Source organism: Ramlibacter tataouinensis (genome assembly GCF_001580455.1).
Lineage (GTDB): Bacteria > Pseudomonadota > Gammaproteobacteria > Burkholderiales > Burkholderiaceae_C > Ramlibacter > Ramlibacter tataouinensis_B.
Genome location: NZ_CP010951.1, coordinates 3951873 through 3968428 on the forward strand (window position 1 = coordinate 3951873; position 16556 = coordinate 3968428).

A 16556-nucleotide genomic window follows, 5' to 3' on the forward strand; every position below is an offset into this window, starting at 1 on the left:
CGAAATGGAGGGTAACCACGACTACCGGCACTGGCGAAGTCGAGCGTCGACTACCAGGCAGCGGCGAAGCGGGCGCCGAGCGCCCCGGGCCTAGGGCTTCTGAGCCGCCGGGTGCGTGGCGGTCGGCTGCTGGTCCATGTAGCCCCTGCCGTCCTTCACGCCCTTCTTGCCTTCGATCTGCCAGGCGGTGCGCTCGCCCACGAGTCGCGCCAGGTATTCCATTTCCTCGTCGGTGTGGTTGATGGCACCGGCCGCCGTGAGGAAGCGGCCGTTCTTCGGCTCGGCCTCGCCCCAGAAGGCCTGGTGGTAGGAGGCTTGCGACAGCGCCCGGTCCGGGCCGGCGCTCATGTCCACGGTGCCGTAGCAGTTGCAGAAGTAGCTGCGGAAGCCCTGCTCGGGCCGCACCTCGGTGTAGACGCCGGTGCCGCGGATGCCCGCCGTGAGGGTGGGCGTGGCGATCTGCCGCGGGCCGCCCTTGTTCCATACGCTGGCGATGGCGCCGGTGACCATGCGCAGCACGCTCACGGCATTGAGCATGGCGCCGCGTTCCACCGTGAAGCGCGAGTTCTGGCGCACGAGGAAGGAGGAGTTGCCGATCACGAAGACCAGGTTGGCTCCCGGCCCGGTCTCGATGCTGTCGCCGGTCTGGATCACGCCCTGGGGCGTCAGCCGCTGCCCATTGAGCAGGGCGTCACCGCGCAGCTCCACGATGTTGCTTCGCTGCTGCGCGTGCGCGGCAGCGTAGCCGCCCGTCGCGGTCCAGGCCGCCGCCGCCTGCAGGAAGCCGCGGCGTTGCCACCAAAGGACTTCCTGTTCGCTGCGGCCTTCCAGGACATGTGTCGTCATGCGGGGTCTCCGTCGGCAAGAAAGCTGTCACGAAAGGTGAAGTAGAGCGAGGTCGTGAACATCGCGGCCGTGATCAGCATCAAGGGCATCACCACCGCCTGCGCGCCGGCTTCACCGCCGATCATCACGCCGACGAGGATGAACAGGAGCGCGATGGCCGAGAGCAGCGTCAGCCAGGTCAGCATGAAGACCAGCAGCGCAGGGAAATTGCGAAGGCAGGCTACCAGACTGAAGAACAGGCTCTTGCCGGGCGCCAGGCCATGCCAGTGCACCAGGGCCGGCGCGTGCCAGAAGATCAGGGACAGCGGCATGTGCAGTCCTGCCCCCAGCATGATGAGCGGGTCGAACTCGCCGGCCGCGCCGGCGGCGGGCCGCGCGCCCGCCAGCAGCGAGGCCAGGCCCCAGGCTGCCAGCGAGCCGGCCGCAAAAATGGCGCCCAGGATAACCATGGCGCTGGCGCGCTCGCGGCCGGCGCGAAAGGCGCTGAGCAGCACCGAGGGCATGGGAAAGCGCCCCTTCGCGGCTTCGGCGGAGGCGGCCATCATTCCCAGCGTGGCCGCCGGCACCAGCATCCGCGCGATGAAGGGGCCGGCCACCGGGATCTGCTCCGCCAGCGTCACCGCCACCATGTACATGAAGAACAGGCCGGACATGGCGAGCGGCTGGCGCAGGAAGGTCTGCAGGCCGAGCCGGACCCACAGGGCGCCCGTGCGCGCGGGGACGATGTTGAGTTTCATCTGGCGTGCGCCACGCGCTGGCGCAGCACCCGCTCGAAGTGCGTTGGATCGTGTGGCTTGAGCATCGCGGCTTCGCGCGGCAGGTGAAAATCCCACAGGCGCGAAACCCAGAAGCGCAGCGCGCCGGCCCGCAGCATGGCCGGCAGCAGCTGCCGTTCGGCCGCGGCGAGCGGCCGCACCCGTGCATAGGCCGCCAGGAACGCTTGCTCGCGCTCCTCGTCGGGCGCGCCGCTGGCCAGGTCGATGCACCAATCGTTCAGGCAGACGGCGATGTCGAACAGCCAGCTGTCCACGCCGGCGAAGTAGAAGTCGAAGAAGCCGGTCAGGCGCCCGTTCTCGAACATCACGTTGTCGCGGAACAGGTCGGCGTGGATGGGCCCGCGCGGCAGCGCCGCATAGGCGGAACCGGCCGCGATGTGGTTCTGGAAGGCCAGTTCGGCGTTCAGCAGCGCCGCCTGGGCCGGATCCATATACGGCAGCACCACCGGGACGGTCTCGTTCCACCAGGCCAGGCCGCGCAGGTTCGGCTGGTTGCGCGGGTAGTCGCGCGCGGCCAGGTGCATGCGCGCGAGCATGTCGCCGACGTGGTCGCAGTGGGCGGCGGTGGGCTGAAGCTCGCTCTTGCCGCGCAGGCGGTCCACCACCGCCGCGGGCTTGCCGCAGACGGTATGGAGCAAGCGCCCTTCGGGGTGCTCCTTGGTTTCGCTGCCCGGCAACTCGTGGGGGTCCGGCACCGGAATGCGGTGGAGCGCCAGGTGCTTCATCAGGTGCAGGTAGAACGGCAGCTGCTCGAACGTCAGCCGCTCGAACAGTGTGAGCACGTATTCGAGCGTTTCGCCGTCCTGCTCGGTGGTCAGGAAGTAATTGGTGTTCTCGATGCCGCCCTGGATGCCGCGCAGCTCGCGCAACTCGCCCAGTCCGAGCTTGCGCGCCAGCTCGCCGGCTTCCTCCTGCGAGACCTCGGTGAAGACTGCCATCAGGCCCTGCTCACTCTATTCTTTATCTAGAAATTGAAGACGTTCCAGACTCGCTGCCCGGTGGCGCCGCCCAGCCCTTCGCGGCGGTCGGCGGGCCGGCTGCGCGAGAGGTTCTCGGACGGGATCTCGTAAGCAGGCACATCGCCCTTGGGCTGCACCGTGACGCTCTGGGACTGGCCGCCGTAGCGCACTTCGTCGATCGCCACGCCCTTGTCCTCGACGCGAAGGCGCTCCACCTTCTGGTTCTGGCGCGGGTCGGTCGGCTGCGACTCCTGCACCAGCGGCGGGGTCTGGGCCAAAGCTGCCGCGCCCGCCGCCAGCGGAATCAACACCAGAGATCGAAGCCGCGCCAGCGAATCCATGGGGGGATTGTAGGGGGCACCCGGAAGCGGCTGCCGCGAGGAGGGCACAATCCCGGCATGAGCGAAACCTCACAGGAAACGGCCCAGGAAAACCACGGGCAAGCCGAGGCCGACCCGAAGGTCGTGCTGCTGGTGGACGGGTCGAGCTACCTGTACCGCGCCTTCCACGCCATGCCCGACCTGCGCGCGGTGCCCGGCGATCCCACCAGCGCGGCGACCGGCGCGATCCGCGGCATGATCAACATGCTGCAAAAGCTGCGCAAGGACGTGCGCGCCGACTACGTGGCCTGCATTTTCGACGCGCCGGGCAAGACCTTCCGCGACGACATCTATCCCGAGTACAAGGCAACGCGCTCGCCGATGCCGCCGGACCTGCGCGCGCAGATCGAGCCGATTCACGAAGTCGTGCGCCTGCTCGGATGGAAGGTGCTGAACGTGCCCGGCGTGGAGGCCGACGACGTGATCGGCACGCTCGCCTGCCTGGCGACCGAGCGCGGCTACCACACCGTGATCTCCAGCGGCGACAAGGACCTGAGCCAATTGGTCAACGAGCAGGTCATGGTGATCGACACCATGAACGACCGCAAGCGCGACGTCGCCGGCGTGGAGGCCGAGTTTGGCGTGCCGCCGCGCCAGATGGTGGACTACCAGACCCTGGTGGGCGATTCGGTGGACAACGTGCCCGGCGTGGAGAAGGTCGGCCCGAAGACGGCGGTGAAGCTGCTGCAGGAATACGGGTCGCTGGACAACCTGATCGCCCGCGCCGGTGAAGTGAAGGGCGCCGTCGGGGACAACCTGCGCAAGGCGCTGGACTGGCTGCCGAAGGGGCGCGAGATTCTCACGATCAAGAAGGACTGCGACCTGGGCGAGCACATCCACGGGCTGCCTTCGCTGGAAGACATCGCGGTGGGCAATGGCCAGAACGTCGAGGCGCTGAAGGCCTTCTACGAGCGCTACGGCCTCAAGGGCCTGGTCTCGCAGCTCAGGACCCACGAGGTGCCGCCGGAGCTGATCGAGGAGCACCGCAACCGCGCCAAGGTGGGGCCCGGCGCGCAGCCCGCGGGACTGTTCGACGAGCCGGACCTGTCGGGCCTGTCGCAGGCCTCGACGCTGCACTACGACACCATCTTCACCTGGGAGCAGCTGGATGCGTGGATCGCCAAGCTGCAGGTCTCGGAACTCACGGCCATCGACACCGAGACCGATTCGCTCGACGAGATGAAGGCCGAGATCATCGGCATCTCCTTCAGCGTCAAGCCCGGCGAGGCGGCCTACATCCCCATGGGCCATCGCTACCACGACGCGCCCGAGCAACTGCCGCTGGAGGGCGTGCTCGAGAAACTCAAGCCGTGGCTGGAGAACGCAGACAGGAAGAAGCTGGGCCAGCACCTCAAATACGACCGGCACGTATTCGCCAACCACGGCATCGAGGTGCGCGGCTACGAGCACGACACCATGCTGCAAAGCTATGTGCTCGAAGTGCACAAGCCGCATGGCCTGGCGAGCCTGGCGGAGCGCCACCTGGGGCGGACCGGAATCGACTACGAGTCCATTGCCGGAAAAGGCGCGCGACAGATTCCCTTCGCGCAGGTGCCGGTGGACAAGGCCGCCGAGTATTCCTGCGAGGATTCGGACCAGACACTCGACGTGCACCACGCCCTGTGGCCCAAACTGCAGGCCGACAGCAAGCTCGCCTTCATCTACGACCTGGAGATCAAGACCAGCGAAGTGCTGTTCTGCGTGGAGCGCAACGGCGTGCTGATCGACGGGCCCATGCTGTCCAGGCAAAGCACCGAGCTGGCCCAGCGCATGCTGCAACTCGAACGGGAGGCGCACGAACTGGCGGGCCAGCCCTTCAACCTGGGCTCGCCCAAGCAGATCGGCGAGATCCTGTTCACCAAGCTCGGGCTGCCCGTCACCAAGAAGACCGCCAGCGGCGTGCCCAGCACCGACGAAGAAGTGCTGGAGAAGCTGGCCGATGACTACCCGCTGCCGGCCAAGCTGCTGGAACATCGCGGGCTGTCCAAACTGAAGGGCACCTACACCGACAAGCTGCCGCAGATGGCCGACGCCAAGACCGGCCGGGTGCACACGCACTACGCGCAGGCGGTGGCGATCACCGGAAGGCTGTCGAGCAACGACCCCAACCTGCAGAACATCCCGGTGAAGACGGCCGAAGGTCGCCGCATCCGCGAAGCCTTCATCGCGCCGCCGGGCCACCGCATCGCCAGCGCCGACTACAGCCAGATCGAGCTGCGCATCATGGCCCACCTGTCGGGCGACGAGGCGCTGCAGCGCGCCTTCCGCGAGGGCATGGACGTGCACCGGGCGACCGCGTCGGAAGTGTTCGGCGTCACGCCGCAGGACGTGAACAGCGAGCAGCGGCGCTACGCCAAGGTGATCAACTTCGGGCTGATCTACGGCATGAGCAGCTTCGGGCTGGCGCGCAACCTGGGCATCGACAACACCGCGGCCAAGAACTACATCCAGCGCTATTTCGAGCGCTACCCGGGCGTGAAGAACTACATGGACCAGACCCGCCTGTCGGCCAAGAGCAAGGGCTACGTGGAGACCGTGTTCGGCCGGCGGCTGTACCTGCCCGAGATCAATTCACCCAACGGCCCGCGCCGCGGCGGCGCCGAACGCCAGGCGATCAACGCGCCCATGCAGGGCACGGCCGCCGACTTGATCAAGCTGGCCATGATCCGCATGCAGGAGGTGCTGGACGCCCAGGACCGCCGCACGAAGATGGTCATGCAGGTGCACGACGAACTGGTGTTCGAGGTGCCCGAGGACGAGGTCGAGTGGGTGAAGGCTGAGGTTCCGAACATCATGGCGAATGCCGCGGAATTGAAGGTGCCGCTGCTGGCCGAGATCGGGGTGGGGAGCAACTGGGAGGAGGCGCACTGAACCATCTCCGCGTCCGGCAGAGTTCCAGGAGAGACGTACCGTAGGGTGCGTTGAGTCCAAGTTCAATCCTCCACCCGCCTGTCCCCGGCCGGCGTTATCCGGCTCTGGACTCTCGCGTGCAGTTCAGAATACAGGGCCTCCGGGCTCGTCTTTGCAGTTCGTGCCGCACTGGCTGCGGTGGCATGTGCCCCGGCCAGAAGGGCATCCAGCTGGCCACGGTCCAGTTCAGCCCATGAAAACAGCCCAACGCTGCGGGTGCAACAGTCACTACCCAACACCAGGGCCAGCCCGTAGTCCTCGGCAAACGGCATGGCAAGCGGCTGTGCGAACGACGGCTCGTTGATTCCGAATCTCCTCCAGTCCAAGGCGGAGAAGTGGGCGCCGAATCGGCTGACGATGGCCATACGCTGTTCCCGGATGACCGGGCATTCGAAGGCGCGGGTGAGGACAAGAGCGCTCACGATGTCCTGGTCGAGCGAAGATAGTTGCCAGTTGTTGTTGAGGCGGATGTGCAGGATCTCGTGCGTTCCCCGGGTGTAGATAGTGAAGCCGCCGCAGGCCGGGTATCGGCGGGCGACCGGGGTATCCACATAGCCAGCCTCCATCAGGCGCAGCTTCAGGTAAAAATCATCGTTGTAATGAGCGCTGATGACCAGGGGACGCTCAGAAACAACGAGCTGGCTCACGAGGGCATCGACTCGCTGCATGGACTGTTTGGTCGCGTCCTGCCAGCGCCATGCAACGATCGGCATGTAGAGGCGCCCGGTCATGGCCTGAGGCCCGTCACGCAGAATCACTGCCGTAGGCGGAAACATCAGCGCGTACAACAGCAGTGCGATCCATACCCAGCGTACTCGAGGCGCAATTCCCGTGTTGGCTTTTCGATGGTCAAGCATCCAGCGCAATCCGCGCTCTGCGTGCAGACAGATGACGGGCGCCAGCAGCGGAAACATGTAGCGAATCTGATGACCAGTGTTCATCGCATAAATCGTGAGAAGCACCGGATAAGCGACAAGGGTCAGTGGATACCAGAATCGTTGGCCTCGTATCAGGTCCCGAAGATCGGGGATAGCCCCGATGATCATGTGCAGGGGCGTGAGGATGCCGAAGAAGTAAATGGCGGGCATGACGTAGATGCTGGCCATCCATCGCTTCGACAGTTGACTGAACTCCTGTGCGATCCGAATGGCGTCGAACATTGAGGCGCCCGTAAGCAGGAAGAAGGCGCCGAGAAGCAGCAGCAAGCCGGCGGAGAATGCAACGGCACGTCGGGCCAGGTGCGGGATCGACGGGGAATCGTGGAACGCCAAACCGGCGATGAAGGGAAGTGCGAATACTGCGTCGAGGCGGCAGAGTATCGCCATGCCGAAAAGCGTGCCGCTCGCGCCATAGCGCAGGACACTCGTGCGCGGCCCTGCAACAGCCATTGCGAGGCAGGCGAAAGCCGCAGAAACAATGTTGTCGTTGAAGAAGAAAGCGGTTTCGACAATGCCGGGTGTGAGCAACAGGCAAGCAAGTGCCAGTCGCATGTCCGCGCGACCTCGATCCCGCGCGAAGCGGACTGACGATGCAAGCACGATGAGAAGGCTGGCGATGTTCAAGATCCGGAACCCGGCATCGCCGCCGACGCCGAAGAAACGATCGATCGCATGGAGCAGTCCACTCACACCCTGCCGTGTATAGAAGATGAATTCGGTCAAGGCGGGCTGGTACGAGTCATGCCGCTCGATTCCGAACGAGCCCATGGCCAAGGCGATGGATTGGATCTGTGCAGAGAAGCCCTCGGGATGCACGGCCGTGAAGGCCGGAGCGATCAGGTACAGGCCGAGCGTTGCCAGCACAATCGTGCTGGTGGAAACGTAGGGCGCTTTCAGTGCCGGCGCATGCGCGCTGTTGTTCATACAAGGATGGAAGTCAGGCGCAGCACCAGGGCACCAAAGTCAAGGGCGCTCGCAATGCCGGCGTCTGAATCTTCGATAACAATGCAGTTTGCCGGCTCGACGCCCAACTGGAGAGCGGCCAGTTGGTAGGCATCCGGCGCCGGCTTGTGTCTCGGCACGTCGTCTCCAGTGACGATGATGTCAAACAGGTCCGTCAGGCCCAAGTGGTGCAGCACCGCGTATGCATTTGCAGCGGAAGCGCTCGTGACCAGAGCCGCCATGCACGCGGGAGAACGCAGCCGCAACAAGGCGATCAGTGCCGTGTTGGGAACCAGGCGGTCGAAGCTGCGGGCATAGATGGAGGCCTTGCGGTCGGCAATGGTCCGGGGTTCCGCGGCGATGCCGGCCTCGGCCAGCATTTCGGGCAGGAACTGGCGCCAATTCCGGCCTGCGGCGCGGGCTTCGAATTCCTCGCGCGATATCGTGAGCCCAACCTCGGCCAGCGACTGCGCATACGCGTGATAGTTTGCACTCGCCGTTTCAACCAGGGTGCCATCCAAATCCACCAGCAGAGCTTGCGGCTTCATGAAGGATATGCCTCCACGTAACGTTTGAGCAGGTAGCTGGTGCCGGCGAAGAGGGCCATGCCCGACTGTTCGGGATTCTGTCGGATTCGATAGGGCATCAATCGCAAGTAATTGATGATTTCGTGAAAGTAGACTTCCCGCAGAACCGACTCTCCCCAGTGACTGACGATGAAACGCTCCAAGTCGCTGTGCAGATCGCAGTACTGTTGCGATCGAATGAACGGAAGCCTGATGCAGGGGCCGTCGACGACGGTTGAGCGGCTGCGACTCAGGGTCTCATAACCGAGATGCAGGGACTGCATCAGCTTGGCGTAGTCGATCAGCGGACTGTCGAAAACATTGACCGGGTTGGGATCGATCAGATAGAAATTTTCTTGGTGATCCGGCGCAGCGATGATGTTCTCAATCGTGAGATCGCCGTGGATGGTCGACACTCTGTGACCCTTGACCTGTGATGAGAGCCATTCGATGTCGGTCAGCTTCTTCCAGTCTTCTATGCGGTAAGGCACTCCGTTGATTTCGTACTCCCGGTGCGGGAAGACGCCAAGTACGAACCGCAGGATGGCCTTGGCATTCCTGATCGTCTTTTGATCGAGGTAGGCGCGTATGCATTCGGGGGAGGCATTCCCAGCGGCTTTCTGCTCATGGAATTGCGCCATGCGGTGCAGCAGCGTTTCGAGAATCTGTGCGCTCGCTTTCCGGTCCGAGGTATGGATCGTGTCGTAGAAATCACAGGCGCGGTTCACCACAGGCATGTCGTACTGGAAAAAGTCATCGCCTTCCCTGGCCGCAAGCACATCGACCAAAGGCAGCACGCCGTCGCGATTGGCGGCTAGCCATTGGCGCTGCACTTTCAGTTTTCTACCGGCATCGCCTGCAGCGAACTTGCGGATCTTCAGGTATCCGCCGGATTCCACCAAAGCCGTCACCGCGTCCGATCCGCCGTGGAACAGTTTGTGGATGACGGCGTCATCGACGCCAAGCAGGCCGAACTGCCGGATGACCAAACGGTCACCGGCGAACAGCGACGTGAGAAAGGTGTCGAACTCGCCGTCGGACTTGAACTTCTGCCGCGTGGAGCCGGGGGCCTGGGTCGGCGTCTCGCGTTTGCGCATCCAGGAACCCAGTGCGCTGACGGCGCCCGACCAATGATTGAGGATGCCGTAAGTGACAACGCCGATCACGGGCAGCCCAGTAAAGATCATGAGCGCCATGGCGTCGGCCGGCAGGATGATCTTCGTGCCGTCCCAGGTCGGCAGCAAGGGGCTGCCAAGAAGGGCTTGGAGCGTGGCATCGAATGGGCTTTCGATGGCGAGGCTCAACACGTAGTACGAGAGCAAGTACGCGCACCACATGCCGACGGTCATTCGGAGGACGCGAGATCGAACGAGAACTCGACTGGTCACCAGTTCGCTGAAGCCCCAAGCAAAGTCGACCAAACCGAGCCTGATCGCCGGATTGAAGACCGAGAAGAGTTTCCAGAGCGCGTAGCGGGCGTTGACTGCGCGGCGTACGATCAGTGCGATCACTAGGAGAGCCGCCGCCACTGCGGCCAGCGAATACGCGAGGCCCGAAAGGTCGTAGCGGCCGCCGCTGCAAACCGTTATCACCATGGCGATCAGCGAAACAGCAATCACATCGCTGAAGCGCTCCGCTGCGACGCTTGCAGCCACACGCGTGAACGGGGCCTTCTCGCGGCTGCTGACCCAGGCGATGCGCACTACCTCGCCGATGCGCAGCGGCAGTAGAGTGTTGAAGATATAGCCGAGCGAAAGACCCATCAGCAAGCTGTACCGCCGGCCTATGCCCGCCGGGGGTAGCAGCATGTCCCAGCGTCTCGCTCGCGCTGCGTGCGCGAGAAAGAGGAGCGCGGCCGCGAGCAGGAAGGTGGCGTCGTGCCGGGACATGGTTCGCAGTCGCTACGTGAAGGCGCGGGCGAGGTCGTCGGCTGGAACGCGGCTGTATTCGTCAGGCGTGCCGAAGGTCCAGTGCCGCCCCAGGTCAGCTTTGACCATGCGCTGCCCGCGTTGGGCCAACCCATTGCAGATCCCGCTCATGAACAGTTCGTGGTAAGGGCATTGCGCCCGGTACGTCTCGAATTCGTCGAGAAACAGTGCTGCATCTGCGAAGAGGTAGCAGCCCGCGATTGCATGCGGACTCACGACACGCTTTTCCACCGTACCGATCACGAAACCCGCGTCATCCAGTGCTGCGTATGAATACGAAGGGTCGTTGGAGCGGAAGCACAGCAGAGCCGCGGAAATGTCTCCGCAACCCAGTCGCCGCGCCAGGTCTGGAAGTGCACTGCCGTCGAAGGCATGGTCGCAGTCATTGATGGCCACCGGACCGGCGCCGGCGAGTTGGCGCAGGCCGAGCATCGCCGTCTCGGCGGCTCCGGCGGTGACATCGGGGACGCGTACGATTGTCGCATCCGGGTAGAAGGAGAGAACTCGTGCGTCCATGTCGAACTTCGTGCAGTGTTCGTCCAGGACGACGAATACCGATTTTCGCAACGGCACGCAGCGGCGCACGCTTTCCACCGCCCACCAGAAGAAGGGCTTGCCAGCGATTTCAATCAGAGGTTTCGGCATGCCCATCGTGGCGAACCGCGATCCCCGCCCCGCCATCGGCATGATCAGTGCGAAGTCGTCCATGACCATGTCTTGATGGTGGCACGACTACGTGGGGAGCGCGCCACCGACCTGCGCCACCACGTTAAACCGATAGGCGTGCCGCGGCATGTCACGATGGTCGATCCTGCGGAAATCGGTGCGACGCAGCAGGTATTCCGTCAGGATGCCCAAAGTCTTGAGCGCCTGCGAAAACAACCTGACGTTCGACACCTGGTCATCCTCACGCCAACTGATTGGAAAGAAGTTGATCGACAGGCGATCGTCGATCATGCCGAGCAACAGGTAGACATTGAAGCAAAGGTCGTCGGAGTGGCGATCGACTTTCCGATCTCCGATGACCCGCGGACCGAAGATGTTCAGGCCCGATCCGAGGTCCAGCACCTTGGCGGCCGATACAGTCGACGCCAGCAGGTTCATTGCCCGGTTACCGACGATGCGCAACCTCGAATAGCCGAGAAGTTTCGATTTCGTCATGAAACGGGCGCCCAGGCACGCGTCATGTTGCCGGTGCAGACCTGCGTCCAGCACGCACAGGAGATCGGCGATATGCCCTTGGTCATCGCCATGCAACACCACGACATGGCTGTAGCCCTTCGCCGCGGCGTATGCAAATGCGGCCTTGTGAGAGCCTCCGAGGTTGTAGTTCTCCCAGTTGCGGGCCAAGCACGCGCGAATCCCCCGCAGTTCCTTCAGCGCCGCCGCGGCGACCTCGAGCGTCCGGTCCTTGCTGCCGTTGTCGAGGACCAGGATTTCCTCGAAGCGGGCGGCGATGCCCGGCGTGAACTGGCGCAGAACGCGAGCGATCTGCCTTTCGCAGTTGTAGCAAGGGATCAGGATCAGCAGTCGCTCGTTCATGTCGGTTCACCTGCGATCCGGAACTTCGATTCCGACGTGAGGCGCGCCGCAAGAAAATTCATGAACAGTTGCGGCGGTGTCATGATCAGCTTCGCCGTCGCTGCGATCACGGCCGCTGATGGGGTGACTACTCCCAGATCCCCGCAAAGCATGGGGAGGTACTGCGCGACGTACCGGATGGCGACCGAGGCCAGCAGGACGACGGAGAGGCTGTAGGTGAAGTAAAGGCCGACGCGTCGAAGCATTGCGCCGGGAGCGGACTGGAAGATGGTTTGCCGTGAAATGAGGAACACCGCGACGGCAGCCATGCAAGAGCTGATGAGGTTGGAGCTAGCGATAGGGATGTCAAATGCACCGACGAGGAGAAGAAGAAGTGCGAAGTCCAGGAGCCAGCCGGCACCGGAAATTCCTGTGAACTTTAGGAATCGGATGATTCGCAATCGAGTCTTTCTCGTAGGCCTCGGGGAGCCGGGTGCGATCGCGGATCGCATCCCTTTGGGAATTTCTGGAAGGGTGCAATTCCGCCCGTCATTTCAAAAGGTATAAAGATCCCTAAATTTGCAAGCGATTTCTACTAGGGACTCAGGACGAGGCCTGCGAGGCTCATGGCAGGTGACGTCCCGGATGAGGTGAGCCACTGATCCGCTCCTCCAATCGGAGGCGGATCTGGACGCGACCGTTAGGGATGGGTGGTCGGCCGTAGGAGGCGAGGGAAAGGAAGCCCTATCCGCAGCGCAGCCGCTGAATGACACCCTTGTCGTCCACCTCGATGTTGAGCCGCTGCGGGTCGACATCCGTGCCCGGGGCCGGCGCGCCGTAGCGCAGGACCTGAGTCCGCAGGGCGCCCGCGCCCATGCGGGCAGCGTCAGCGCTCCGGTCGGTCAAGGGTTGGCCCAGTTGCGCAGCGCCGCCGGCGGCGCGGCAGCGGGCCTCGGGCAAACTGGGCTGGCTCGAGCAGCCCAGAAGCAGGATCCACGGGAAGGCCGCCAGCGCAATCCTCGCTCGCATCATGCGAGCAACTTACCTGAGCTGGAGCCCGACTGGAGTAACAACCGGCTGCTGCGCAGTTCACTGCTGCAGCCTCACGCCCAGCGGGTGCGGGCGCGAGCGCATGCGCCGGTGCGCGGGAACGCCGGAACCAGTGCCCGGCCGGTCGCCGCGAGCCTGGCGCGCCACACGCTCGACGAAGTAGCGTGGTCGCTTCTTGCTCTCGACGTAGATCTTGCCGGTGTATTCGCCCAGCACGCCGATGCAGAACAACTGCACGCCACCCAGGAAGTAGATGGGAAGAATGGTCGAAGCCCAGCCGGGGACCGCGTCCGGCGACATCAGCTTGACCGCGAGCGCCCAGCCGGCCAGCGCCAGGCAGGCGAAGCAGACGGAAAAGCCCAGCGCCGTGATGAGCCGGAGGGGCTTCACGGAGAACGATGTGATTCCGTTCAGCGCGAACTCGATCATCTTGACGAGCGGGTACTTGGACTCGCCCGCCAGGCGTGGCCGCCGCTCGTAGTGGACCACGGCGCTTTTCAGCCCGAGCAGCGGGACCACGCCGCGCAGGAACATGTTGGCCTCGCCGAACTGCCCGAGGTAGCGAATCGCGCGCTGGCTCAGGAGCCGGTAGTCGGCGTGGTCGGCAATGGTTTGCACGCCCAGGGCATTCATCAGCTTGTAGAAGGCGTGTGCGGTGCTGCGCTTGAACCAGGTGTCCGAATCGCGCTTGCTGCGAACGCCGTACACCACCTCGCTGCCCTCCTGGAAGGCGTCGATCATCCGCTCGATCGCCGTCTCGTCGTCCTGCAGGTCGGCGTCGATCGTGATGACGGCGTCGCCCTTGGCCGAAGCCAGGCCGGCCAGCAGCGCATTCTGGTGCCCGCAGTTGCGCGAGAGCTTCACGCCGATGACGGGCTCGCCGATCCGGACCCAGGCGTCGATGATCTCCCAGGTGCGGTCGCGGCTGCCGTCGTCGACCAGCACGATGTTGCTGCGTTCCGCGATCTTGCCCGCCGCGCACTGGCGCTCCAGCAGCCGGGACAGCCTGGAGAAGGTGTTGAACAGGACGGCCTCTTCGTTGAAGCACGGCACGACGATGGAGATCGCCGGGGGCACGGGTTTCGCGGACTCAGGGCTGCGCATCATTGACCTCGAAACTGCTTGCTACCAGGAACAGGCCCGCGAGCACCAGCGCCGTGCCGGCCAAACCGCGCGGGGTGAGGCGTTCACCGAGCAGGACCACCGCCAGCACGTTCACGAGCACGTAGGTGAGCGCCGCAAACGGATACAGCACCGTCAGGGGCACGGCCGACAGGGCCAGGATCCAGAGCAGGGTGCCCACGCCGTAGAGCACCAGCCCGGTGAAGATCCACATGTTGACGAAATCGGCCAGCGCGATGTGGCCGTTGGCGCCCTGCTTGAAGCTGACCTGCCCGAGCGCGGCAAGCACCGAGCCGAGCACGGCGAACAGCAGGAGCTGTGCCTTCATCACAGCTGCGGTCCCGTGCGCCGGTTCAGCACCGCACGGTGCTTGGCGACGGCCAGCGCCGTCACCGCGCGGTGCGGCAGCGCCGACAGGACCAGCCGCCGGGCCCGCCATGCCAGTGGCGCGACATCGGCGACGGCATGGCTCGGCACCTGCGTCTCCCGCACGCTGGCCGGGAGGACGGCCTCATCGTTGGCGAAGAGCATCAGGTTGTAGCGGTACCAGGGTTCGACATCGACGCGATGCTGGATGCGCCGGCGCACGAAATCGAACAGCCGGAACCCGCGCTGCTCGAACAGTTCCTGCCAGAACTCGTAGGGCCGCTCGTTGATGTGGTTTTCTCCGCCCTGGCCGGGAGGCGCCGCGGAGAACAGCACGACCGGCGCATGCGAGGTGAGGTTGTCGACCAGCGTCCCGCTGGCCTGCGGATCCAGGTGCTCCGCGACTTCCAGGCACTGGACCAGGTCGAAGCGGCGGCCCAGGCTGAACGGGCGCGCGACATCGATCGGCCGGAACCGCGTCGGCGCGAACATGAGTCGCGACGGGTTGACGTAGCTGCCGTCCACGCCGGTCACGTCCGGCAGGCCCGCCTCCTGATAGGCGCGCACCCAGGCGCCGGCGCCGCATCCGACATCCAGCATGCTGCGCGGCCCCAGGTGGCGCATGAGCAGCGGCACCACCGCGCGGGCCGAAGCCAGCGCCCCGGCCTGCTGGTAGTCGTAGAAGCGAGTGTCGTAGACGTAGAGACCCATGTCGTGCTCCCTGTGTGTGACGGCGCCGCGTCAGGGGTTGTTGCGCGCGTGAACTACGGTGTGATCGTCGGCATACACGCGGCGCCAGCCGTGCAGGTGGTCGAGCAATGCGACCGCTGGCGTGCCGGCATCCAGCAAGGTCCAGGTGACGCCGTACTTGTCCACCAGCTTCTGCAAGCCGTCCGAGGTGGCCAAGCCCAGTGCTTCGCGGTATTGCCGCAGGAATGCGTCGCCATACATGTCCGAGCGGCCGTCGATGAACGAGGGGATCCCGGCGAAAGCGAGGTAGCCGCCCGAGCCGTAGCTGTTGAGCACGGGGCCGCTGACGCCCGCCGCTTTCGCAGCCTGGATCGCCGCGGTCGGTGCCAGGGTGGGCCCGAAGTCGAGCGGCCTGGCCCGCGCCATCCAGCTGGGGATGGCAACCAGCAGCACGAGGGCCAGCAGGATCGCGCCCGGACCGGCCGGAGCGGCCAGCTTCTCGAAGAAGCGGTCGGCGCCGTCGAACTGCGCCTTCCCGCGCCGGCGCTCGCGCCATTGCGCCGCGAAGGCCGGGGCGAACACCAGCGGCGCCAGCAGACCGAGCATCTCGATGTAGCGCGCGTGCTTGAGCGCCATGTGGATCAGCCCCAGCAGCAGCAGCAGCCGCATCGGCGGCAGGCGCAAGCCCTGATGCATCACCAGGGCCAGGCCGCCGAGCAGCCACAGCTCCAGCGGCTGGAAGCCGTGGAAGTTGGGCGACTGCCATTCACTGATGACGTCGAGTGCGTAGGTGTACTGGACCAGCACCTGCCAGGTGAACCACAAGCCCTGGGGACCGTGCGGCGTGACCATGGCTGCCACGACAGCCAGCACCAGGAAGGAACCCCAGGACCGTGCCACGGCGGCCAGCCTGGCGCGATCCGGCCAGGCCTCCAGCGCTGCTTCGGCGGCGAAGGCGCAAGCCAGCGCGATACCCAGGGTGAAGCCGCCATGCATGTTGGCCCAGATCGTCATCACCGGCAGCAGCCAGAAGCCGGGCCTGCGCCCGTCTTCGCGGGCGCGCACGAGTTCGACCGTCCAGGCCATGAGCAGCGGCATGGCCAGCAGGTGCGGCCGTGCCAACGCGTGGCCTTGGGTCATGGCATACGCGATGCCGACGAAGAGCAGGGCATACACCGGCTCCAGCCAGCGCAGGAGGGTGCGCGTCAGCAGCGCGATCGTGACGGCGAACGCGAAGGCGGCCAGGGCCGTCACGAAGGTCCATCCGCCCCACTGGTAAACCCAGGCCAAGGCCACATCGGAAAGCCATTCGTGCGCGGTCCACGGGGACCCGCGCATCGTGTGAGAGAAGGGATCGACCTGGGGCACGACCCCGTGCTCCAGGATCCAGCGGCCGGTGGCCACATGCCAGTGCGTATCGCCATCGAGCAGCATCGAAGCGCCGTGGGCCAGCAGGTAGGCGTAGGTGAGTACGGCCGTCAGCAGCGGCCACGACGCCAGGAAGAAACCGGCCGCGGGGCGGTCCGCTCGCGCCAGGGCGATGTTCTGGTCCAGCGCCATGC

At 64.9% G+C, this 16556-nt stretch carries 16 protein-coding genes; 1 reads left to right on the forward strand and 15 read right to left on the reverse strand.

Going from position 1 to position 16556, the window contains the following annotated elements:
- Window positions 1-90 precede the first annotated feature (90 nt).
- The 4 genes from UC35_RS18300 to UC35_RS18315 are packed head-to-tail and all read right to left on the reverse strand — an operon-like array spanning window position 91 to window position 2922.
- Window positions 91-846, reverse strand: a complete 756-nt coding sequence (locus UC35_RS18300) for a hypothetical protein (RefSeq protein WP_061502212.1) — start codon at window positions 844-846, stop codon at window positions 91-93.
- Entirely contained in the window at window positions 843-1583 is a 741-nt protein-coding gene (locus UC35_RS18305) for a BPSS1780 family membrane protein (RefSeq protein WP_061502214.1), read from the reverse strand. Before UC35_RS18305 ends, UC35_RS18300 begins: the two co-directional genes overlap by 4 nt.
- A complete protein-coding gene (locus UC35_RS18310; RefSeq protein ID WP_061502217.1) occupies window positions 1580-2560 on the reverse strand; it encodes a homoserine kinase in 981 nt (326 codons plus the stop codon). The genes UC35_RS18305 and UC35_RS18310 overlap by 4 nt, the downstream gene beginning before the upstream one ends.
- 26 nt (window positions 2561-2586) lie before the next feature.
- Window positions 2587-2922, reverse strand: coding sequence for a hypothetical protein (locus UC35_RS18315; RefSeq protein WP_061502219.1), 336 nt, complete (start codon window positions 2920-2922; stop codon window positions 2587-2589).
- Window positions 2923-2979: 57 nt separating this feature from the next.
- Between UC35_RS18315 and polA the strand changes: the two genes are divergently transcribed.
- Window positions 2980-5832 carry a DNA polymerase I gene (gene polA, locus UC35_RS18320; RefSeq protein ID WP_061502221.1) on the forward strand — a complete coding sequence of 951 codons (2853 nt, stop codon included), beginning with the start codon at window positions 2980-2982 and terminating at the stop codon, window positions 5830-5832.
- Between the two features lie 62 nt (window positions 5833-5894).
- Here polA and UC35_RS18325 read toward each other — a convergent pair whose 3' ends face one another.
- The 11 genes from UC35_RS18325 to UC35_RS18375 form a co-directional block, all read right to left on the reverse strand.
- The gene (locus UC35_RS18325; protein WP_061502223.1) at window positions 5895-7733 is read right to left on the reverse strand and encodes a hypothetical protein; all 1839 of its coding nucleotides are present in this window, start codon (window positions 7731-7733) and stop codon (window positions 5895-5897) included.
- Complete coding sequence (locus tag UC35_RS18330; RefSeq protein WP_061502225.1) at window positions 7730-8299, reverse strand: HAD family hydrolase; 570 nt, start codon at window positions 8297-8299, stop codon at window positions 7730-7732. Before UC35_RS18330 ends, UC35_RS18325 begins: the two co-directional genes overlap by 4 nt.
- The gene (locus UC35_RS18335; protein ID WP_061502227.1) at window positions 8296-10206 is read right to left on the reverse strand and encodes a lysylphosphatidylglycerol synthase transmembrane domain-containing protein; all 1911 of its coding nucleotides are present in this window, start codon (window positions 10204-10206) and stop codon (window positions 8296-8298) included. The genes UC35_RS18330 and UC35_RS18335 overlap by 4 nt, the downstream gene beginning before the upstream one ends.
- A 12-nt stretch (window positions 10207-10218) precedes the next feature.
- A complete protein-coding gene (locus tag UC35_RS18340) occupies window positions 10219-10959 on the reverse strand; it encodes an NTP transferase domain-containing protein (RefSeq protein WP_061502229.1) in 741 nt (246 codons plus the stop codon).
- 18 nt (window positions 10960-10977) lie between these two features.
- A complete protein-coding gene (locus UC35_RS18345) occupies window positions 10978-11787 on the reverse strand; it encodes a glycosyltransferase family 2 protein (protein ID WP_061502231.1) in 810 nt (269 codons plus the stop codon).
- Window positions 11784-12278 carry a GtrA family protein gene (locus UC35_RS18350; RefSeq protein ID WP_082793370.1) on the reverse strand — a complete coding sequence of 165 codons (495 nt, stop codon included), beginning with the start codon at window positions 12276-12278 and terminating at the stop codon, window positions 11784-11786. The genes UC35_RS18345 and UC35_RS18350 overlap by 4 nt, the downstream gene beginning before the upstream one ends.
- Window positions 12279-12510: 232 nt before the next feature.
- Window positions 12511-12798, reverse strand: a complete 288-nt coding sequence (locus tag UC35_RS18355) for an I78 family peptidase inhibitor (RefSeq protein WP_061502235.1) — start codon at window positions 12796-12798, stop codon at window positions 12511-12513.
- A 57-nt stretch (window positions 12799-12855) separates the two neighbouring features.
- The gene (locus UC35_RS18360; RefSeq protein WP_227820374.1) at window positions 12856-13923 is read right to left on the reverse strand and encodes a glycosyltransferase family 2 protein; all 1068 of its coding nucleotides are present in this window, start codon (window positions 13921-13923) and stop codon (window positions 12856-12858) included.
- Window positions 13907-14266: an EamA family transporter gene (locus tag UC35_RS18365; protein ID WP_061502237.1), complete on the reverse strand. Its 360-nt coding sequence runs from the start codon at window positions 14264-14266 to the stop codon at window positions 13907-13909. The genes UC35_RS18360 and UC35_RS18365 overlap by 17 nt, the downstream gene beginning before the upstream one ends.
- Complete coding sequence (locus tag UC35_RS18370; RefSeq protein WP_061502239.1) at window positions 14266-15015, reverse strand: class I SAM-dependent methyltransferase; 750 nt, start codon at window positions 15013-15015, stop codon at window positions 14266-14268. The genes UC35_RS18365 and UC35_RS18370 overlap by 1 nt, the downstream gene beginning before the upstream one ends.
- Before the next feature lie 30 nt (window positions 15016-15045).
- Window positions 15046-16554: a hypothetical protein gene (locus tag UC35_RS18375; protein ID WP_061502241.1), complete on the reverse strand. Its 1509-nt coding sequence runs from the start codon at window positions 16552-16554 to the stop codon at window positions 15046-15048.
- Window positions 16555-16556 lie beyond the last annotated feature (2 nt).